Genomic DNA, 19,864 nt, shown 5'->3' with positions numbered 1-19,864 from the left:
GCGGCGTCAATCGCGCGCCTTGCCGCGCGCCGGCAAAAAGCCACCCGCCCCAAAAAACTTATAGTATATTTATCGCAGCATGACTCCACTGATACACCGTGTCCAACACCCGTCCGAGGAGACTATGAAGAACCATACCATCAGCCTGCTATGCGCTGTCAGCCTGTTGGCCGCCTGCGCGGCGCCAGCGACGATCACCACCTCCAACGCACAACACGACGCCTGCAACGCGGCCGAACTCAAGGGCCAGTTTGGTGAAGCGGAACTGGCTTGTGTACAGGCGCTGCGCAGCGCCGAGCAGGCCGGAGCCAGCGCGGACATCCTTTCGCAGCGCCAGTACAACCTGGGCCGCATCAAGCGCTTGCAGGGCAAGAATGCCGAAGCGGAGCAACTGTACCGGCAAGCCCTGGCCACGGAAGAAGCGGCGCAGCCACGCAGCGATGCGCGCGTCGGCCGCCGCATGGTGGAACTGGCGTCGACCTTGGCCGCGCAAGGCAAGTGGCAGGAAGGCACAGGCTATCTGGAGCGCGTGCTGCCGTTGCTGCCGAAGCTATCGCCCGCGTCGCGCACGTATTCAGCGGAAGTGCTGCGCCAGTACGCCAGGCAGCTGCAAGGCGGTTCGCAGGCGGCGCTCGGCAATCGCTTCGACGCGGTGGCGGCCAGCCTGCAATAAGAGACGCCCGGAGCCCGGCCTAGGGCTGGGCGACGTGGATGCTGGCCTTGATGTGCTTGAGGTGGGCCACGATGGTGAACGTCATCACCACTAGCAGCGACCATGAGCTCCATTTGCTCACATGCACGACCGACCAGGCGCCAAGCTGGTTCGGATAGCGCCACACGCCCCAGAAAGTGCTGATGTTTTCAGCCAGCCAGATAAAGAAGCCGACCAGCACGAAACCGAGCAGCAAGGGCATGCTGCGGTCGCGGTCGAGCGGACGGAACACCACGGTGGTGCGCGCGTACAAGCCCAGCGCGCAGGCGGCCAGGTACCAGCGATAGTCGCCGATGTAATGGTGAGTAAAGAAGTTGGCGTAGATCAGCACAGCGATCAGCACCGCCATCCAGTACGGCGGGTGGTGGCGAATCCGCATGTCGAGCAAGCGCCAGGTCTGGATGATGTAGCTGCCGACCGCCGCATACATGAAGCCGGAAAACAGGGGAACGCCGAACACTTTGGTATAAGCAAAGTCGGGATAGCTCCACGACTGGATCGTCCCCGATACCTTGAATACTTCCAGCGCAAAGCCCACCGCATGGAACAGGCAAATGGCTTTCAGCTCATCCCACGTTTCCAGTCCGCTCCAGACCATCGCGGCCTGGATCGCCAGCGCCACCAGCAGCAGCACGTCATAGCGCGGCAAGCCGAACAGGCCGGCGCGCGGCACCAGGAACACGGCAGCAAAAAACAGCCCCACGAACAGGCATGACCTCGCCTCCTTGATGCCGAAATACAGGAATTCGGTCAGGAAGCGCGGCCAGCCGCGCAGGCGCTGGCGTGGAGTCGCATTTAACAGGTGGGTATCGAGGGCATTGAGCATGCAGCAACTTTATCGACGGGCTGCCGCACTGTAAAGCGATTTTGCACACACAAGCAAGTGGCGCCAGCGTTGGGCAGGCACCAATGGCAATGGGGCCGGGCGCACTCACGATCGTGAGCAGGCCCGGCCCCATCAACAGGCAGCGGGATACCCCGCCGGCCTGGAACAACTGTCAACCCCTGGTGCTACGGTGTTGTCAGCTGCCCTGAAAACTCTTATTGCAGTTTGATTTCGACATCAACACCAGCTGGCAGGTCCAGCTTCATCAGCGCGTCAACGGTTTTGTCCGTTGGGTCAACGATGTCCATCAGGCGTTGGTGCGTACGGATCTCGAACTGATCGCGCGAAGTTTTGTTGACGTGCGGGGAACGCAGCACATCGAAACGCTGAATACGGGTAGGCAGTGGTACTGGGCCTTTGACGACAGCGCCGGTGCGCTTCGCGGTTTCAACGATTTCCAGAGCGGACTGGTCGATCAGCTTGTAATCGAAAGCCTTCAGGCGGATACGGATTTTTTGGTTTGGTGCCGACATGATATTTCCTTAAAAGAACGAACCGCGCGGTCTGCACGGCAATGAGGTCATACGGGAATTTCTGACGCAACAACCGTCAGGGTCGACATGATAGCACCAAAATGCTTGCCAACCCCGGCAGTTGAATAAAAAGAAGGGCGCCGGGCGACGACGCGTCTTCTTTTATAGTCGCTTAATAATTAAGCGATGATTTTAGCAACAACACCAGCGCCGACGGTACGGCCGCCTTCGCGGATAGCGAAGCGCAGACCTTCTTCCATCGCGATCGGGTTGATCAGCTTGACGGTGATCGACACGTTATCGCCTGGCATGACCATTTCTTTGTCTGCTGGCAACTCGATCGAACCGGTTACGTCCGTCGTGCGGAAGTAGAACTGTGGACGATAGTTGTTGAAGAATGGCGTATGACGGCCGCCTTCGTCTTTCGACAGAACATAGATCTCGCCGGTGAAGTGAGCATGCGGCTTGATCGAGCCTGGCTTGGCCAGAACTTGACCACGTTGCACGTCTTCACGCTTGGTGCCGCGCAGCAGCAGACCAACGTTGTCGCCTGCTTGACCTTGGTCCAGCAGTTTGCGGAACATTTCCACGCCGGTGCAAGTCGTTTTGACGGTATCAGTGATACCGACGATTTCGATCTCTTCGCCGACTTTAACAATGCCGCGCTCGATACGACCGGTCACAACGGTACCGCGACCCGAGATCGAGAACACGTCTTCTACTGGCATCAGGAAAGCACCGTCAACAGCGCGCTCTGGCGTTGGGATGTAAGCATCCAGCGCATCGGCCAGACGCAGCACTGCGTCAACGCCCATTTCGCCTTCTTTGCCTTCCAGCGCCATACGTGCCGAACCTTTGATGATTGGCAGGTCGTCGCCTGGGAATTCATACTTCGACAACAGCTCGCGCACTTCCATTTCAACCAGTTCCAGCAGCTCTGCGTCGTCGACCAGGTCGCACTTGTTCAGGAACACGATGATGTATGGAACGCCAACTTGGCGGGCCAGCAGGATGTGTTCGCGGGTCTGTGGCATTGGGCCGTCAGCTGCGGAGCATACCAGGATCGCGCCGTCCATCTGGGCAGCACCGGTAATCATGTTTTTGATGTAATCGGCGTGGCCTGGGCAGTCAACGTGCGCGTAGTGACGCGTTTCCGTTTCGTACTCGACGTGGGCGGTGTTAATCGTGATACCGCGCGCTTTTTCTTCTGGTGCTGCATCGATCTGGTCGTATGCTTTAGCTTCGCCGCCGAATTTCTTCGACAGAACCGTTGCGATTGCAGCGGTCAGCGTGGTTTTACCGTGGTCGACGTGGCCGATGGTGCCGACGTTGACGTGCGGCTTGGTCCGTTCGAATTTACCTTTTGCCATTTTATTCTTCCTTAGAACAATGATTTAAATGTAGGGACCGGCATTCTCGTGAAAGCCGGCCCGGAACTTCTATTACTTAGCTTTCGAGCTTACGATTGCTTCAGTCACATGCTTAGGTGCTTCAGCATAGTGCTTGAATTCCATCGTGTAAGTCGCACGACCTTGGGTCGACGAACGCAACGACGTAGCGTAGCCGAACATTTCCGACAGAGGCACTTCGGCCTTGATGATCTTGCCGCCACCGCCAGCAATTTCATCCATACCTTGCACCATGCCGCGACGCGACGACAGATCGCCCATCACGGTACCGGCGTAGTCTTCCGGCGTTTCCACTTCCACGGCCATCATCGGCTCCAGGATGACTGGCGATGCTTTGCGGCAGCCATCTTTGAATGCCATCGAAGCGGCCATGCGGAATGCATTTTCGTTCGAGTCAACATCATGGTACGAACCGAAGAACAGCGTGACTTTAACGTCAACAACTGGGTAGCCAGCCATCACGCCCGAAGTCAGCGTGTCGCGCACACCTTTTTCAACTGCAGGGATGTATTCGCGAGGAACGGTACCGCCCTTGATCGCGTCAACGAATTCAAAGCCCTTGCCCGGCTCTTGCGGTTCGATCTTCAGAACCACGTGACCGTATTGACCACGACCACCCGATTGCTTGACGAATTTGCCTTCCGACTCTTCGCACACTTTACGGATCGTTTCGCGGTAAGCCACTTGTGGCTTGCCGACGGTGGCTTCAACGTTGAATTCACGCTTCATGCGGTCAACGATGATGTCCAGATGCAACTCGCCCATACCGGCGATGATGGTCTGGCCCGATTCTTCATCGGTACGCACGCGGAACGATGGATCTTCTGCTGCCAGACGGTTCAGCGCCAGGCCCATTTTTTCCTGGTCGGCCTTGGTTTTTGGCTCAACCGCTTGCGAAATCACTGGCTCAGGGAAGACCATGCGCTCCAGAACCACGCTTGCCTTGTCGTCGCAAAGCGTATCGCCAGTGGTGGTGTCTTTCAGACCCACAACGGCGGCGATGTCGCCAGCGCGCATTTCCTTGATTTCTTCGCGTTCGTTCGCTTGCATCTGCACGATACGGCCGATACGCTCTTTCTTCTGCTTCACGGAGTTCAACACCGAGTCGCCTGAATTCAGGGTACCCGAGTAGCAACGGATAAAGCACAGTTGACCCACGAACGGATCGGTTGCGATCTTGAATGCCAGTGCCGAGAATTTCTCGTCGTCGTCAGCTTTACGCTCGACAGGCTGTTCATCTTCATCCAGACCAGGTACTGGCGGAATGTCGATTGGCGATGGCAGGTACTCGATGACCGCGTCCAACATGGCTTGTACGCCCTTGTTTTTAAAGGCGGTACCGCACAGCATTGGAACGATTTCGCTAGCGATGGTACGTTGACGCAGAGCAGCCTTGATCTCGGCTTCCGACAGGTCGCCTTCTTCCAGGTACTTGTTCATCAGGTCTTCCGACGCTTCAGCAGCGGCTTCAACCATGTTCTCGCGCCACTTGGCAGCATCAGCAGCCAGGTGTGCAGGAATGTCTTCGTATTCAAACTTCATGCCTTGCGAAGCGTCGTCCCAGATAACCGCTTTCATCTTGACCAGATCGATAACACCGGTGAAGACGTCTTCAGCGCCGATAGGCATCTGAATAGGTACTGGGTTAGCTTTCAGACGCGAACGCATCTGATCGTAGACCTTGAAGAAGTTGGCGCCGGTACGGTCCATCTTGTTCACGAAGGCCAGACGTGGCACTTTGTATTTGTTAGCCTGACGCCATACCGTTTCCGATTGTGGCTGCACGCCGCCGACTGCACAGTAAACCATGCAGGCGCCATCCAACACGCGCATCGAACGTTCCACTTCAATGGTGAAGTCAACGTGGCCTGGGGTGTCGATGATGTTGATGTGGTGAGCTGGGAAGTTGTTAGCCATGCCTTTCCAGAAGCACGTAACAGCAGCCGAGGTAATCGTGATACCGCGCTCTTGCTCCTGTGCCATCCAGTCGGTGGTGGCAGCGCCATCATGGACTTCGCCCAGCTTGTGGTTCACGCCTGTGTAGAACAGGACGCGCTCGGTCGTGGTCGTCTTACCTGCATCGATGTGAGCGGAGATACCGATATTACGATAGCGCTCAATGGGGGTCTTGCGGGCCATAATTAATCCTAAATGAATGGACAAAACCGAGCAGCATTTTTTTGCAAAAATGAGCCCGGCCTCGAACAACAGATGCTTGACAGCCGCCTTGCGGTAGCTGGCTTTATATTAGAAGCGGAAATGCGAGAACGCTTTGTTCGCTTCAGCCATACGATGGACTTCGTCGCGTTTTTTCATCGCGCCGCCGCGGCTTTCAGCCGCTTCCATCAGCTCACCGCCGAGGCGTTGTGGCATCGATTTTTCGCTGCGCTTGTTAGCAGCTTCACGCAACCAACGCATGGACAGAGCCATACGACGGACTGGGCGAACTTCGACCGGCACCTGGTAGTTTGCACCACCGACGCGACGGGATTTCACCTCAACCAACGGCTTGGCGTTGTTGATTGCGGTAGCAAAAACTTCGAGTGGATCTTTGCCCGATTTTGCTGCGATGTGCTCGAAAGCACCGTAGATGATGTTTTCTGCAACCGATTTCTTACCGGACAGCATCAGCACGTTAACAAATTTAGCGACATCAGTGTTGCCGAATTTTGGATCTGGCAAAATTTCGCGCTTGGGTACTTCACGACGACGTGGCATATCAATTCCTTTCAATCTTCAGTTGAGCGCGCGTTCTTCGCACACTCGCGGACGACCATCATAGTCCTCCACTTACTCGACCAGATGCGGTCGACTACATTCACTTAGCTAGTTGCCACTGAGCGAAACTTGGGTTTGCTGCGTACAACTTATTACTTCTTGCCTGCTTTAGCGCGCTTGGTACCGTACTTCGAACGCGATTGCTTACGATCTTTAACGCCTTGGGTATCCAGGGCACCGCGAACCATGTGGTAACGCACACCCGGCAAATCCTTAACGCGACCGCCGCGCAACAGCACAACACTATGCTCTTGCAGGTTATGGCCTTCACCGCCAATGTACGAAATGACTTCGAAACCATTGGTCAGACGAACTTTAGCGACTTTACGCAGAGCCGAGTTAGGCTTCTTTGGAGTCGTGGTGTAAACACGTGTGCAGACGCCACGTTTTTGCGGGCTGTTTTCCAGCGCCGGCGATTTGCTCTTCACGGTCAAAGCGACGCGTGGATTGCGAATCAATTGATTGATGGTTGGCATCGTTATAAATCCAACAAAAAACTACGATTAATAACCCGGGCAAGATGCCCGGCGACTAAAACCTCGTCCCGCTTTCATCTACTGCGCACCGGAGGCGCCCGCAGCCACTCGATAAGGAGCGGCCATGAAATGCCAAGCAATACGTAAACGATGAGCAGAATAAAATCGAGAACTCGCTAGTTTAGACCTTGTGTTACAGGGGGTCAATCAGTTTACCGCTTTTTGCTATAAAAAAAGGCAAAAAAGCGGCACTTTTGTGGCATTTTGACTAATCTTTGGAGACGGCGCGCGGGTACCGGCACCTCGCAGCGCTTGATGATTTGGCATTCTTTCTCTGCAACCAAGCATCGGGGCCGCACATTCTTGTACGACCGCAAGACAACAAAAGGATTGATAATAGCGGACATTTTTCGTTGCCCTCCTTTATGCGCTCCTTGCTTCGCCCCGCCAATCTGTTCCTGCTCCTGACGTTTGCCTTGCTGACGGCCGTGCCCTTTGTCCCCGCGCTGCTGGGGCGTGCGATCGAGCATCCCTGGCAGATGCTCACCTTCGAGCTGCTGGCCTGGCTGGCCGTCTGGAGCGTATTCAAGCGCCCCGCGTATTTCCACTGGCTGCTGGTGCCCGCCTTCCTGGCCCTGCCGACGGAAATCTACCTGTTCATCTTCTATGGCCAGGGCATTTCCACGCACCACCTGGGCATCATCTTCGAAACCAGCCCCAAGGAAGCGATGGAATTCCTCGGGCAGAAAGTATGGCTGATGGGCACCGTCATGCTGGGCGTGATCGCCTGGTGCTTGCTCGGCTGGTTTGCGGCCACGCGCACGCGCGACCTCGACTGGCGCGGCAAGACGCGCCCGGCCGCCTTCGTGGTGCTGATCCTGCTCGGTGGCTTCTGGTGGTATGGCTACGAATTCGGTTTCGACGCCAAAGTCCTGCACAGCGCCCCAGCATCGGCCAAGGCCGGCAACTCGGCGGCCAGCGGCAAGGCGGGCGCCTCCGGCTTCGGCGACACCAGCTCGGCCGATGACGAGACGGCAGAGGAAGACGAGGAAAGCAGCAAGCCGGAGAACGCCAGCATCGCCGGCGCCGACGAGACGGGCCTGGGCTGGCCCAGCCTGCCCCACTGGGCGCGCCTGCCCTACGCCTTCGACACCGTCAGCAATTCCTGGCCCTTCGGCTTGGCCGCGCGTGGCTTCGATTTCTACAAGGAACGTCGGTACCTGGCCGAACTGGGGCAGAAAAGCAGCAGCTTCCGTTTCGGCGCGCACCAGCAACAGCCCGATCCCCATCCGGAAGTGGTGGTCATGGTGATCGGCGAATCGTCGCGCTACGACCGCTGGAGCCTGAACGGTTACGAGCGCGACACCAATCCCCTGCTGAAACAGGAAGACAACCTGGTGCCGCTGGCCGACGTCATCACGGCCGTTTCCGCCACGCGCCTGTCCGTGCCCGTCATCATCTCGCGCAAACCGGCCACGCAAAGCCTCAAGGATGGTTTCTCGGAAAAATCCTTCCTCACCGCCTACAAGGAAGCGGGCTTCAAGACCTACTGGCTGTCGAACCAGATCTCGTTCGGCCAGTTCGACACGCCCGTGTCCGTGTTTGCCAAGGAAGCGGACGTGGTGCAATTCCTGAACCTGGGCGGCTTTACCAACAATTCGAACTTCGACCAGATCCTGTTCGACCCGTTCAGGAACGCGCTGGCCGACCCGGCACCGAAAAAACTCATCGTGCTGCACACGCTGGGCAGCCACTGGAACTACAGCCAGCGCTATCCGAAGGCGTTCGACAAGTGGCAGCCGTCGCTGTTCGGCGTCGACAAGCCCGTCTACACGGACACGGCCATCAAGCCGCAGCTGAACAACAGCTACGACAGCTCCATCCTGTACACGGACTGGTTCCTGTCGAACGTGATCGGCATGCTGAAGGACGATGGCCAGCGCACCGCCCTGCGCAGCTCGCTCGTCTACGTCGCCGATCACGGCCAGACCCTGTACGACGGCACCTGCCGCCTGGCCTTCCATGGCCACAACACGCAGTTCGAATTCCACGTGCCCGCCTTCGTCTGGTATTCGCCGCAATTCCAGCAGCATTATCCGGACAAGGTGACGCAGCTACGGCGCCATCAAAAGGCGCGCCTGTCGACGGAAAACATGTTCCACACCCTGCTCGACCTGGGCGACATCCGTTTTGCCGGCGAACAGCCCGAATGGAGCATCGCCAGCCCCCGCTTCAAGCAACACAAGCGCTACGTCGACAGCTATGGCTGGACCAACTACGACAACGCCATCATCCGCGGCGATTGCCGCGAAGTGATCGACAAGAGCACGCCGGAAAAGCAGGACAAGTAAGCGCGGCCGCGTCAGGCCCGTTCGAGCACGCCGCCGCAATCGGCCGGTTGCGCCATGTGCGTGCTGAGCCAGTCGAAGACGCGCCCGGCCTTGTCCGCGATGCCGGCGTCAAAACCGCGCTGCGCCAGCAGGGCGATGCCATTCGTGGCTTGCAGCACGCCGGGCGCCAGCAGCAACGCGCCCCGGTCATCGCGGCGCACGCACCACGGCGCCAGGCAGTCTTCCAGCAAGGGTCCCAGCACCAGGTTATGCGACGAGACGAGCACTAGGTGCTGCGCCGCCAGGCTGTGCAGCACGGCAGCAGCAGCCGCCACGGATTCAAGGTGGTTCGTGCCGCGGAAGATTTCATCGATCAGGAGCAAGGCCGGCGCGCCCACCCTGGCCAGCGCCAGCAATTCGCGTGCGCGCCGCAATTCGGCGATGTACAAACTTTCGCCGCCATCGAGCGAGTCTTCGTTCTGCATGCTTGAATACAAGGGCAGCATGGGCACCCGGGCCGCCTGCGCATAGCAAAAACCAAAGGCGCGCGCACTGATCAGATTGAGCCCCACGCCGCGCAACAGGGTACTTTTTCCCACCGCATTCTGCCCCGAAATGAAGGCGCCGCGGCCATCGAGCCGCAGCGACAGGGGCTTGGCGCCGTCCAGCAGCGGATGCACCATGGCGTCGAGCGACAACTGCCGCGCATCGGTTTGCAGTGCCCAGCAAAATTCTTCGCGGCCGCGCAGGTGGCGCGCCAGAGCAAGGTCCGCCTCCAGGTCGGCCAACAGCAGGAAACTCTGCCGCAGGAAGGCGCGTTCGCGCCGCACCACGCGCAGGCTGTGAAAATAACGTCGGATATTGCCCAACATGAGCCAGTCGTCATATTCGCTCAGCAAGGGAACCATCTTGATCCAGCGCACTGGCGTGATCTGCCGATTGATCACGCCGGCAGCCCGCCCGCCTTCTCGCAACTCTGCCGTGAGCGCGGTATCGAGCGCCCCCAGGCGGCCATGCACCAGCAGTATCTGCTGCAAGGTAAAAACGCTGCGCTCCCACGGTTTGCAACGCTCGTAAAAACGCATCTGCAACGCCATCAGCGAGAACCAGACGGCCACCGCGACGGCCCATGCCAACGGCGCAAACAGCCATGCGACCAGCAGCGATACCAACAGCACCAGCGGCGGCAGCAGCAGCCAGCGGCTCCACCACGGCGGCGCTGGCGGCGCTGCGCCACACAGCAGCGCCGCCACTTCCACGTCTGCCGTGCGCAGCGGCAGCATGGCTTGCTCGATCACCGCCTGCTGTGCCGGCGCGGCCAGCAAGGCCGCGATGCGCCCCCGCGAGGCAGCCCCCGCCGTGCCGCTGGCCAGGCGCTGATGCAAGCGCTGCTGGCCAAGAATGCTGGTCTGCGTGGCCAGTTGTGCATGGTAGGCATCCAGCAGCATTTCATTCCACGTCTGGCTATCGAGCTGGGGCACACCACCGTCGATGCGCTGCAGCATGGCGATGTCGCTGGCGGCAAATGGATAATCGAGTTCCGGCGGCTCGGGCAGGCTGGCAAACTGGCGCAACCAGGGACGCAGGCGGGCAAAAAGAGAGGGCGAAGGCGACATCATGCTCCAGAGAAGGGCCAGCATGGCGCCGTGCGCCATCACTGCTAGTGCCGCAGATCAGGTCGATTGCCAGAATATCAAGATCCATGCGCAAACGCCGCGACAATGCGGCGCCCGCGGACATGCTGGACAACGCGGACACGGCGGACAGCCGGACGCCAATTTTTTTCCCCATTCAAATCAAAGACTTAACAACTGGCATGGATCGTGCATTGAGAAAGGTATCCTTCACGAGACCTGACCATGATCCGCGATACCTCCTCCCAAGACGCCGTCCTGTCCGCCCCGCCGGGCCAGCGCCACAAGCAACGCGCCCTGCTGCTGGCCGGCGCCGTCATCGTCATCGGCGCCGCCATCGCGGTCGTTGCCGGCTGGCGCAACAGCGAGCATTCCGTCAACAGCAGCCGCCTGCGCATCGCAGACGTCACGCGCGGCACCCTGATCCGCGACGCGGCCGTCACCGGCCGCGTGGTCGCCTCGATCAGCCCGACCTTGTATTCGACCACGGTGGCCACCGTCACGCTGAAGGCAAAGGCGGGCGACACGGTGAAAAAGGGCGACATCCTGGCCGTGCTGGAGTCGCCCGACCTGTCCGACGCCCTCAAGCGCGAACAATCGAGCGTGCAGCAGCTGGAGGCGGAAGTGGCGCGCCAGCAGATCCTGGCCAAGAAGCAGAAACTGCTGGCGCGCCGGGAAGCCGATACGGCCGAGATCGAGCGCCTGTCCGCACAGCGCACGCTGGAACGCTATGAAAGCGTGGCGCAGGTGGGCATCATCGCCAAGATCGATTACCAGAAGGCCAAGGATGCCTTGAATTCGGCCGATATCCGCAGCAAGCACGCGTCCCAGGCGGCGGGCCTGGAAAGCGAAGACGTGACCCTGGCCCTGAAAACCAAAAGCAATGAACTCGAACGCCAGCGCCTGGTGCGCGACAACGCCCAGCGCCGGGTCGACGAACTGACCGTGCGCGCCCCCGTCAACGGCTTTATCGGCACCCTGTCGGTGGCCAACCGCAGCGTGGTGCAAGCCAATACGGCCCTGATGACCCTGGTCGACCTGTCGCAGCTGGAAGTCGAACTCGAGGTGCCTGAAACCTATGTGGCCGACATGGGCCTGGGCATGCGCGCCGAGATCGAAACGGGCGTCATCCGGGCGACCGGCAAGCTGTCGGCGCTGTCGCCCGAAGTGGTCAAAAATCAGGTGCTGGCGCGCGTGCGTTTCGATGGCGCGCAACCGGCCGGCCTGCGCCAGAACCAGCGCGTGGCGGCGCGCCTGCTGATCGATGAAAAACCGAATGTGCTGATGCTGGCGCGCGGCTCTTTCGTCGAAGCCGAAGGTGGCCGTTTCGCCTACGTCGTGCGCGACGGCGTGGCCATCCGCACGCCGATCAAGCTGGGCGCGACTAGCGTATCGGCCGTGGAAATCCTCGACGGCCTGAAACTGGGCGACAAGGTGGTGGTCGCCGGCACGGAAAACTTCGAGAACGCTGTCCGCGTCTCGCTCAACTGAATTTCACTGAATCCCATTCATCTCACTCAACAAGAGGCCCCGCCATGCTGCGCATGCAAAACCTGAGCAAAGTCTACCGCACCCACATGATCGAAACCCACGCGCTGCGCGGCTTCGACATCCATGTGCAACAAGGTGAATTCGTCACCGTCACCGGGCCGTCCGGCTCGGGCAAGACGAGTTTCCTGAACATCGCCGGCTTGCTCGAGGAATTCACCGACGGTGAATACATCCTTGACGGCGTCAACGTCAGGGGCATGGACGACAATGCCCGCTCGCGCCTGCGCAATGAAAAGCTAGGCTTCATCTTCCAGGGTTTTAATCTGATTCCCGACCTGTCGCTGTTCGACAACGTCGACGTGCCGCTGCGCTACCGGGGCTTCAACCGCGCCGAACGCAAGGAGCGCATCGAGGAGGCACTGGCCAAGGTCGGCCTGGCATCGCGCATGAAGCATTATCCGGCCGAATTGTCGGGCGGCCAGCAGCAGCGCGTGGCGATCGCGCGCGCCCTGGCCGGTTCGCCCAAGCTGCTGCTGGCCGATGAACCGACGGGCAACCTGGACACGCAGATGGCGCGCGGCGTGATGGAGCTGCTGGAAGAGATCAATGCGCAAGGCACCACCATCCTGATGGTCACGCACGATCCGGAACTGGCGCTGCGCAGCCAGCGCAATGTGCACATCATCGACGGCCAGGTGTCGGACCTGGTGCAGCACCGCGCCTCGCTGTCGGCCAAACCGCAGCACCCCGTGACCGCGTAAGGAGAGACCATGTTCCGCTATTATTTCACGCTGGGCCTGCGCAGCCTGCGCCGCAACCGCGCCCTGACCGCGCTGATGGTGCTGACGCTGGCCGTCGGCGTGGCCGCCAGCGTCTCCACCGTCACCATCCTGCACGCCATGTCGGGCGATCCGCTGCCGCACAAGAGCGACCGCATGTTCGTGCCGATGATCGACATCCTGTCCGTCAATGGCTACGTCCCCGGCGAAAAGCCCGGCTTCTCGCAAGCCCAGATGAGCTATATCGATGCGCGCAATTTCATGGCCAGCAAGATGGGCGTGCGACGTACCGTCATGTACGGCGTAGCCGGTCCGGTCGAGCCGGCGCGCAAGGATATCGGTTCCTTCCAGGCCCAGGGCATGGCGCCCACGCGTGATTTTTTCAGCATGTTCGACGCTCCCTTCCAGTACGGCCAGCCGTGGAGCGAAGCCGATGACGCCAGCGGCGCCGACGTGATCGTCCTGAGCCGCGCACTGGCTGAAAAACTGGTGGGCACGAACAACCCGGTCGGCCAGCGCGTGACCGTGCTGGGCCGGCCCTACATGGTGACGGGCGTGCTGGCGACCTGGGACGTGGTGCCGCGCCCGCACCGCATCATCGGCAGCAAGGGCGCTTTCGGCGCAGAAGACGAATTCTTCATCCCGTTTGCCAGCGCGATTCGCCACGAGACGGAACACGACGGCGGCATGAGCTGCAATGGCGAACAGAACGCCCCCGGCTTCCAGGGCCGGCTCGGCTCCGGCTGCACCTGGCTGCAGTTCTGGTTCGAGATGGCCAGCAGCGGCGAGCGTGGCCAGTTGCAGCAGTATCTGGATGCCTATGCGGGCGAGCAGCGCAAGCTGGGACGCATGATGCGCAATGCGCCCAACAAGCTGTACGACCTGAACGAATGGATGGCCTTCCTGAAGGTAGTCGACAACGACAACAAACTGGCGGCCTGGCTGGCCTTCGGCTTTCTGTTGCTATGCCTGGTCAACACCATCGGCCTGCTGCTGGCGAAGTTTTCCGTGCGCGCCAGCGAGGTGGGCATCCGCCGCGCGCTGGGCGCCACGCGGCGCGACATCTTCCGCCAGTTCCTGATCGAAAGCGGCGTGATCGGCCTGGCCGGCGGCGTGATCGGCCTGCTGCTGGCGTTTGGCGCGCTGGCCGTGGTCAGCAAACAGTCGCAGGAACTGGGCACGGTGGCGCACATGGATGTGCCGATGCTGCTGCTGACCTTTGCCATGTCGGTGCTGGCGGCCTTGCTGGCCGGCCTGTTGCCCACCTGGCGCGCCTGTCAGGTGACGCCGGCGATTCAGCTCAAGTCCCAATGACATCCACTTATTCACTATGAGGTCCAGCATGGAAATCCGTCCCATCCTGTCGGCGCTGATGCGCAGCAAAACCGGCGCCATCCTGGTGGCCGTGCAGATCGCGATCAGCCTGGCCATCCTGGCCAACGCCCTGCACATCGTCAACCTGCGCCAGGCCGTGGCCGCGCGGCCCACCGGCGTGGCCGCTGAAAACGACATTTTTTATATCCATATCCAGAACATGAACCGCGGCAACCACCAGCGCCAGCTGTCCGAGCAAAAGCACCAGGCGGCCCTGCTGCGCGCCTTGCCGGGCGTGCTGTCGGTGGCGCAAACGTCGCAGGCAGTGCTGTCGCGCTCCGGCAACTCCACCAGCGTGTCGGCCAAGCGCAGCCAGGTCACGCCCAGCGCCACCATCTCGACCTACGTCACCCCAGATGCCCTGGTCAAGACCTATGGCTTGAAGCTGGTGGAAGGACGCGACTTCCTGCCTGAGGAGGTGCCCGAGATCGATGAAGATGTCGACGACAGCTACCCCAAGGTGGCCATCGTGACGCTCGCGGCGGCGCAAAAGATCTGGCCCGGCGAAACCAGCTTTGTCGGCAAGACGCTGTACCGGGGTAACGGCGCCGATGATCCCGAGCTGCGCGTGGTCGGCGTTGTCGAGCGGCTGCAGACGCAGGTCGGCCAGGTCAGGGCCGAAGGCGAATATTCGATCCTGATGCCGGCACGCCTGACGGGCGGGCGCGATTCGCTGCTGTATGCGGTGCGCGCCGAACCGGGCCAGCGCGACCGCCTGATGAAGGAGGCCGAGCAAGCCATCCGCACCTCCACCAGCGACCGCCTGCTGGTACGCACCGATACCTTGGAAAAGCACCGCACGTCACGCTACCGGGCCGACCGCGGCCTGTCATGGATGCTGATCGCCGTGTCGACCCTGCTGCTGCTGGTGACGGCCAGCGGAATCGTCGGCATCGCCAGCCTGTGGGTGACGCAGCGCAGGAAGCAGATCGGCGTACGGCGCGCGCTGGGTGCCCGCCGTATCGACATCCTGCGCTATTTCCTCACCGAGAATTTCATGATCACCAGCGTCGGCGTGGCATGCGGCGTGCTGCTGGCATTGGGTTTGAACCAGCTGCTGGTGAGCCAGCTGGAAATGGCGCGCCTGCCGCCCGGCTATCTGCTGGCCGGCGCGCTGGTGTTCTGGCTGCTGGGCGTGGGCGCGGTGTACGGCCCGGCATGGCGCGCGGCCAGTATTTCGCCGGCCACTGCCACCCGCAGTACCTGAGCCGGCACCTGAGTGATATGCTGCGCGCATGCCTACCGTACTGATTATTGACGACAATGCCGCCGTGGCCATCGCGCTGGACGTGCTGTTCTCCCTGCACGAGATCGACGCCGTGCGCGCCGCCTCGCCCGAGGAAGGCCTGCAGCTGCTCGAACGCCACGCCATCGACCTGGTGGTACAGGACATGAACTTCACGGCCGACACCACCTCGGGCGAGGAAGGCAGCGCGCTGTTCCACGCCATCCGCGCGCGCCATCCGGACCTGCCCGTGATCCTGTTGACGGCCTGGACCCAGCTTGATGCGGCCGTCGACCTGATCAAGTCCGGCGCGGCCGACTACCTGGCCAAGCCGTGGGATGACCGGCGCCTGATCGCCAGCGTGCAGAACCTGCTGGAACTGGGGCAGGCCAACCGTTCGCTGCGCCAGCGCGTGGTGGCCGAGCAGCGCCAGCGCCACGCGCTGGAGCACGACTTCGACCTGCGCGGCATGGTGTGGCAAGACCCGGCCACGGAAAGAGTCGTGCACCTGGCCTGCCAGGTGGCGCGCGCCGACGTGCCGGTGCTCATTTCGGGGCCGAACGGCAGCGGCAAGGAACGCATCGCCGCCATCGTGCAAGCCAATTCCCAGGTCGCCGGCGGTCCCTTCGTTGTGCTCAATTGCGGCGCCGTGCCGGTCGAGCTGATCGAGGCGGAACTGTTCGGCGCGGAGGCCGGCGCCTACACGGGCATCACGCGCGCGCGCGACGGCAAGTTCGACGCGGCCGACGGCGGCACCTTGTTCCTCGACGAGATCGGCAACCTGCCGCTGGCCGGGCAAATGAAACTGCTGCGCGTGCTGGAAACGGGGCGCTTCGAGCGCCTCGGCTCGAACCGCGAACGGCAAGTGAAAGTACGCGTCATCAGCGCCAGCAACGCTGACCTGCCGGCGATGATCAAGGCCGGTACGTTTCGCGAAGACCTGTTCTACCGCCTCAACGTGATCGAACTGCGCCTGCCGCCGCTGGCCCAGCGCCCGCTTGACATCCTGGTGCTGGCACGGCATTTCCTGGACAGTGAAAAAACCCTGGATGCCCAGGCCGAGGCTACCCTGCTGGCGCACGGCTGGCCGGGCAATGTGCGCGAACTGAAAAACGTCATGCAGCGCGCCAGCCTGCTGACGGCCGGTCCGGTGATCAGTGCACAGGAAACGGGCTTGCCGCTGGCAGGTGGGCCATCGCTGCGCGCGCCGCAGGATGCCGCCGCGACGGAGCCGGACCGCGACAGCGTCACCGCGGCACTCGCGCGCGCACACGGCGTGGTGGCGCAGGCGGCACAGGAACTGGGGCTGTCGCGCCAGGCGCTGTACCGGCGCATGGAACGCCTGGGCATCGCGCGTGGCTGATGGCCTACCGTCCCATGCGCCTCTCCCTGCTCACGCGCTGGACGGCGCTGATCGCTACCTTGCTGGTGCTGGGCATCGTCATCGCCCTGCTGCTCGCGCATTTTTTACCCGGCCAGCCGCTGCTGGTACTGGCGGGTACCCTGCTGTGCGTGCTGCCGGTGGCCGTCATTACCATTCGCGCCCAGCTGCAGGCGATGTTGTCGCTGTTTCGCGCCTTGAGCGGCACGGTCGCCAGCTACCAGGACGGCGACTTCGGCTTCAGCTTGCGCTGGCCGCAGAACGATGAACTGGCCGATCTGGTGGCGGCCCACAATGCGCTCGGCGACGTGCTGCGCAAGCAGCGCCTGGACCTGGTGCAGCGCGAACTGCTGCTCGACACCATGGTGCAAAACACGCCGGTGGCCATGCTGCTGGTGGCCGAGGGCAGCGCCATCGTCTACGCCAACCTGGCCGCGCGGCAGCTGCTGCACCATGGCCGCCGGCTCGAAGGGCATCACCTGGCCGACATCGTGCAGCAGGCGGCACCGGCCCTGGCCGAAGCGCTCGCGCGCCGCAACGACGGCCTGTTTACCAGCGGCGAGGGGGAACAGGAGGAGGTGTATCACCTGGCGCGGCGCAGTTTCAGCCTGAACGGGCGCAAGCACGAACTGCTGCTGTTGCGCCAGCTGACCCTGGAACTGCGCCGCCAGGAAGTGCAGACCTGGAAAAAAGTCATCCGCGTCATCAGCCATGAACTCAACAACTCGCTGGCACCGCTGGCCTCGCTGGCCCATTCCGGTGCCGAGCTGGTACGCCGCGGCCAGACGGAACGCCTGCCGCAAATCCTCGCCACCATCGAAGAGCGCACGCGCCACCTGGAAACCTTCATCCTCGGCTATGCGCGCTTTGCCAAGCTGCCCGCGCCGCGCCTGGCGCCATACGAGTGGCAGCCTTTCCTCGATGGCCTGGCCTCGCAAGCACCCTTCAGGCTCGACTGCCCGCCGCCCGTGCAGGCGGCCGTGTTCGATGCGGCGCAAATGCAGCAGGCACTGCTGAACCTGCTCAAGAATGCGCTGGAATCGGGCTCGCGGGAAGAGCACATCGGCCTGCACGTCAGCCAGGCGCAAGGGCAACTGCGCATCGAAGTGCGCGACCGCGGCCCGGGCATGAGCGGCGCCGTGCTGGAAAACGCGCTGGTGCCGTTTTATTCCACCAAGCGCAGCGGCACGGGACTTGGCCTGGCGCTGGCGCGCGAAATCGCCGAAGCCCATGGCGGGCGCATCACGCTGGCCAACCGAGAGGACGGCGGCCTGGCGGTAACCCTGATTCTTCCCTTGCTGGACAGAAATTAGTTACTGGCGCAACGATTTTTCCATCACATACTGCGCGATTATTTTTCTGTATTATATTGATAATTATAGTTTTTAATATTGCAACATCGCAAGCGCCATGCCCGTGTGTTAGAAATAAGCTATTTAAGTTTGCATAATGATATAAAAATAGCTCATTGACAATGAAATGTCCTGGCGATAATTTATCTGAGCGGTACGGTTTTTTTGAAACATTAATCGTTTTTTCGCGGGGATAAAAATGAAACTGAAATCACTCATCGCAGTAGCACTCTTGAGCGCGGCTTCCATCGGCGTAGCGCAGGCAACAGCGTACAACGTGGACCTGACCAACACCACCGGCAACCTGTGGACGGGCGGTTTCAACGCCACGCCCAGTCCGCTCGGCGACTTTACCGACACCTTCACCTTCACGCCCGACGCCACTTTCGGTTCGACCGCGCAAGCCTTCCTGGCCAACCTGTCGGTCACGGGCAGCGATGCTTCGTCCATCAACTTCAGCAGTGCCAACCTGAACGGCATCGCCCTGACGGGCTTTGGCGGACCCACCGTCTTCGGCTATGCCCAAGGCGAGGTGCTAGCGCCAACCAACCTGCTGTTCAACGGCCCGATGGTCCTCACCGTGATGGGCAACAGCAATGGCGGCAGCTATGGCGGCACCTTCAACCTGAACCTGGCCCCCGTTCCTGAACCAGAAACCTATGGCATGCTGCTGGCCGGCCTGGGCGTACTGGGCTTCCTGGCACGACGCCGCAAGCAATCTTGAGCTCCCCACCCAAAAGACGCCGCGGCGTCTTTTTTTCAGCCGGCTGCTAAACTGGCGCCATGACGACCGACTTTACCTCCACCAGCCATACCGCTTTCAGCCACCCGGGCCACCCGCCTGCCACCACCACCGAACACCGCGGCATCCGCTACCTGCACCTGGGGACCAAGTGGGTGCAGGGCGCCATGCGCCTGGACAAGCCCGACGCCATCGAGCTCGAATACGTACAGATGATGATGATGTGGATGCTGTTCAAGACGCAGCCCAAACGCATCGTGCAGCTGGGCCTGGGCAGCGCCGCGCTGACCAAATTCAGCTACCGCCGCTTCCCCGACGCCACGGTCACGGCCATCGAACTCAACCCGAACGTGATCGCCATCTGCGGCGCCCAGTTCGCGCTGCCGCCGAACGACGCGCGCCTCGACGTGCGCGAAATGAATGCGCTCGACTTCGTGCTCGATCCGGCCAACCACGGCACCGTCGATGCGCTGCAAGTGGATCTGTACGACGAAGACGCGCGCGGCCCCGTGCTCGACACGCCCGAGTTCTACCAGGCTTGCTTCGACTGCCTGACGGACGACGGCATCATGTGCACGAATGTCTTCGGCGACTTCCCCAACTACGACAAGAATTTGCAGGCGATGGAACTGGTTTTCGACGCCGTCGTCTGGGTGCCGGAAATGGAAGATGAAAACATCGTCGTGCTGGCCTTCAAAAAATCGCCGTCGCTCGACTTCAGCGATTTATACGAACGCGCCGCCACCATCAGGAAGCAGTTCAACCTGCCTGCCAAGAACTGGGTCAACGGCTTGAAGCAGTGGATGCAGGACCAGCAATAAG

17 protein-coding genes are annotated in these 19,864 nt (G+C 61.2%); 10 read left to right on the top strand and 7 right to left on the bottom strand.

Annotated features, from left to right (window positions below):
- Nucleotides 1–124 precede the first annotated feature (124 nt).
- Nucleotides 125–673 (top strand): tetratricopeptide repeat protein, encoded by a 549-nt coding sequence (locus BZG29_RS03155; RefSeq protein WP_077398831.1) that lies wholly within the window; start codon nt 125–127, stop codon nt 671–673.
- A gap of 19 nt (nt 674–692) precedes the next feature.
- On the opposite strand, the gene BZG29_RS03150 is transcribed toward BZG29_RS03155, so the two are convergent.
- The 6 genes from BZG29_RS03150 to rpsL all read right to left on the bottom strand — a co-directional run bounded on the left by BZG29_RS03150 (nt 693) and on the right by rpsL (nt 6,734).
- Nucleotides 693–1,538 carry a DUF817 domain-containing protein gene (locus tag BZG29_RS03150; protein WP_077398829.1) on the bottom strand — a complete coding sequence of 282 codons (846 nt, stop codon included), beginning with the start codon at nt 1,536–1,538 and terminating at the stop codon, nt 693–695.
- Between the two features lie 215 nt (nt 1,539–1,753).
- Nucleotides 1,754–2,071, bottom strand: coding sequence for a 30S ribosomal protein S10 (gene rpsJ, locus BZG29_RS03145; protein WP_010394389.1), 318 nt, complete (start codon nt 2,069–2,071; stop codon nt 1,754–1,756).
- A gap of 179 nt (nt 2,072–2,250) precedes the next feature.
- Nucleotides 2,251–3,441, bottom strand: coding sequence for an elongation factor Tu (gene tuf, locus BZG29_RS03140; RefSeq protein ID WP_077398776.1), 1,191 nt, complete (start codon nt 3,439–3,441; stop codon nt 2,251–2,253).
- 72 nt (nt 3,442–3,513) lie between these two features.
- A complete protein-coding gene (fusA, locus tag BZG29_RS03135; protein WP_077398827.1) occupies nt 3,514–5,619 on the bottom strand; it encodes an elongation factor G in 2,106 nt (701 codons plus the stop codon).
- A 108-nt stretch (nt 5,620–5,727) separates the two neighbouring features.
- Nucleotides 5,728–6,198 carry a 30S ribosomal protein S7 gene (gene rpsG, locus BZG29_RS03130; RefSeq protein ID WP_010394377.1) on the bottom strand — a complete coding sequence of 157 codons (471 nt, stop codon included), beginning with the start codon at nt 6,196–6,198 and terminating at the stop codon, nt 5,728–5,730.
- Nucleotides 6,199–6,350: 152 nt separating this feature from the next.
- The gene (gene rpsL / locus BZG29_RS03125) at nt 6,351–6,734 is read right to left on the bottom strand and encodes a 30S ribosomal protein S12 (RefSeq protein WP_010394376.1); all 384 of its coding nucleotides are present in this window, start codon (nt 6,732–6,734) and stop codon (nt 6,351–6,353) included.
- 425 nt (nt 6,735–7,159) lie between these two features.
- Between rpsL and BZG29_RS03120 the strand changes: the two genes are divergently transcribed.
- On the top strand, nt 7,160–9,085 hold the full coding sequence (locus tag BZG29_RS03120; RefSeq protein ID WP_150130792.1) for a phosphoethanolamine transferase: 1,926 nt from the start codon (nt 7,160–7,162) through the stop codon (nt 9,083–9,085).
- Between the two features lie 11 nt (nt 9,086–9,096).
- Here the strand turns inward: BZG29_RS03120 and BZG29_RS03115 are convergent, their stop codons facing one another.
- Nucleotides 9,097–10,704: a DNA mismatch repair protein MutS gene (locus tag BZG29_RS03115; RefSeq protein ID WP_253192766.1), complete on the bottom strand. Its 1,608-nt coding sequence runs from the start codon at nt 10,702–10,704 to the stop codon at nt 9,097–9,099.
- A 219-nt stretch (nt 10,705–10,923) separates the two neighbouring features.
- Here BZG29_RS03115 and BZG29_RS03110 point away from each other — a divergent pair, with 219 nt between their 5' ends.
- The 8 genes from BZG29_RS03110 (at nt 10,924) to BZG29_RS03075 (ending at nt 19,863) form a co-directional block, all read left to right on the top strand.
- Nucleotides 10,924–12,189, top strand: a complete 1,266-nt coding sequence (locus BZG29_RS03110) for an efflux RND transporter periplasmic adaptor subunit (RefSeq protein ID WP_077398825.1) — start codon at nt 10,924–10,926, stop codon at nt 12,187–12,189.
- Between the two features lie 44 nt (nt 12,190–12,233).
- Nucleotides 12,234–12,950: an ABC transporter ATP-binding protein gene (locus tag BZG29_RS03105; protein ID WP_077398823.1), complete on the top strand. Its 717-nt coding sequence runs from the start codon at nt 12,234–12,236 to the stop codon at nt 12,948–12,950.
- Between the two features lie 9 nt (nt 12,951–12,959).
- Nucleotides 12,960–14,282 carry an ABC transporter permease gene (locus BZG29_RS03100; protein WP_077398821.1) on the top strand — a complete coding sequence of 441 codons (1,323 nt, stop codon included), beginning with the start codon at nt 12,960–12,962 and terminating at the stop codon, nt 14,280–14,282.
- A gap of 28 nt (nt 14,283–14,310) precedes the next feature.
- Nucleotides 14,311–15,549 (top strand): FtsX-like permease family protein, encoded by a 1,239-nt coding sequence (locus BZG29_RS03095; protein WP_077398819.1) that lies wholly within the window; start codon nt 14,311–14,313, stop codon nt 15,547–15,549.
- Between the two features lie 28 nt (nt 15,550–15,577).
- Complete coding sequence (locus tag BZG29_RS03090; RefSeq protein ID WP_077398817.1) at nt 15,578–16,930, top strand: sigma-54 dependent transcriptional regulator; 1,353 nt, start codon at nt 15,578–15,580, stop codon at nt 16,928–16,930.
- A complete protein-coding gene (locus BZG29_RS03085; protein WP_077398815.1) occupies nt 16,930–18,261 on the top strand; it encodes an ATP-binding protein in 1,332 nt (443 codons plus the stop codon). Before BZG29_RS03090 ends, BZG29_RS03085 begins: the two co-directional genes overlap by 1 nt.
- A gap of 238 nt (nt 18,262–18,499) precedes the next feature.
- A complete protein-coding gene (locus BZG29_RS03080) occupies nt 18,500–19,024 on the top strand; it encodes an FxDxF family PEP-CTERM protein (RefSeq protein WP_077398813.1) in 525 nt (174 codons plus the stop codon).
- 59 nt (nt 19,025–19,083) lie between these two features.
- A complete protein-coding gene (locus BZG29_RS03075; protein WP_077398811.1) occupies nt 19,084–19,863 on the top strand; it encodes a spermidine synthase in 780 nt (259 codons plus the stop codon).
- The last annotated feature ends 1 nt before the right edge of the window (nt 19,864 follow it).

It is taken from the genome of Janthinobacterium sp. LM6, from assembly GCF_002002885.1.
In the GTDB taxonomy this organism is placed as follows: Bacteria; Pseudomonadota; Gammaproteobacteria; order Burkholderiales; family Burkholderiaceae_D; genus Janthinobacterium; species Janthinobacterium kumbetense.
The sequence above is the reverse complement of the archived record's forward strand: the minus strand, read 5'-3'. Positions and strand labels throughout refer to the sequence as shown.

What these genes read in the sequence shown, in the direction of transcription:
- rpsL (WP_010394376.1), bottom strand. Translation starts at nt 6,734, where the DNA reads ATGCCAACCATCAATCAATTGATTCGCAATCCACGCGTCGCTTTGACC.
- BZG29_RS03085 (WP_077398815.1), top strand. Translation starts at nt 16,930, where the DNA reads ATGGCCTACCGTCCCATGCGCCTCTCCCTGCTCACGCGCTGGACGGCG.
- BZG29_RS03100 (WP_077398821.1), top strand. Translation starts at nt 12,960, where the DNA reads ATGTTCCGCTATTATTTCACGCTGGGCCTGCGCAGCCTGCGCCGCAAC.
- BZG29_RS03080 (WP_077398813.1), top strand. Translation starts at nt 18,500, where the DNA reads ATGAAACTGAAATCACTCATCGCAGTAGCACTCTTGAGCGCGGCTTCC.
- BZG29_RS03120 (WP_150130792.1), top strand. Translation starts at nt 7,160, where the DNA reads ATGCGCTCCTTGCTTCGCCCCGCCAATCTGTTCCTGCTCCTGACGTTT.
- BZG29_RS03105 (WP_077398823.1), top strand. Translation starts at nt 12,234, where the DNA reads ATGCTGCGCATGCAAAACCTGAGCAAAGTCTACCGCACCCACATGATC.
- BZG29_RS03075 (WP_077398811.1), top strand. Translation starts at nt 19,084, where the DNA reads ATGACGACCGACTTTACCTCCACCAGCCATACCGCTTTCAGCCACCCG.
- BZG29_RS03095 (WP_077398819.1), top strand. Translation starts at nt 14,311, where the DNA reads ATGGAAATCCGTCCCATCCTGTCGGCGCTGATGCGCAGCAAAACCGGC.
- BZG29_RS03090 (WP_077398817.1), top strand. Translation starts at nt 15,578, where the DNA reads ATGCCTACCGTACTGATTATTGACGACAATGCCGCCGTGGCCATCGCG.
- BZG29_RS03150 (WP_077398829.1), bottom strand. Translation starts at nt 1,538, where the DNA reads ATGCTCAATGCCCTCGATACCCACCTGTTAAATGCGACTCCACGCCAG.
- fusA (WP_077398827.1), bottom strand. Translation starts at nt 5,619, where the DNA reads ATGGCCCGCAAGACCCCCATTGAGCGCTATCGTAATATCGGTATCTCC.
- BZG29_RS03110 (WP_077398825.1), top strand. Translation starts at nt 10,924, where the DNA reads ATGATCCGCGATACCTCCTCCCAAGACGCCGTCCTGTCCGCCCCGCCG.
- rpsJ (WP_010394389.1), bottom strand. Translation starts at nt 2,071, where the DNA reads ATGTCGGCACCAAACCAAAAAATCCGTATCCGCCTGAAGGCTTTCGAT.
- BZG29_RS03115 (WP_253192766.1), bottom strand. Translation starts at nt 10,704, where the DNA reads ATGCTGGCCCTTCTCTGGAGCATGATGTCGCCTTCGCCCTCTCTTTTT.
- rpsG (WP_010394377.1), bottom strand. Translation starts at nt 6,198, where the DNA reads ATGCCACGTCGTCGTGAAGTACCCAAGCGCGAAATTTTGCCAGATCCA.
- tuf (WP_077398776.1), bottom strand. Translation starts at nt 3,441, where the DNA reads ATGGCAAAAGGTAAATTCGAACGGACCAAGCCGCACGTCAACGTCGGC.
- BZG29_RS03155 (WP_077398831.1), top strand. Translation starts at nt 125, where the DNA reads ATGAAGAACCATACCATCAGCCTGCTATGCGCTGTCAGCCTGTTGGCC.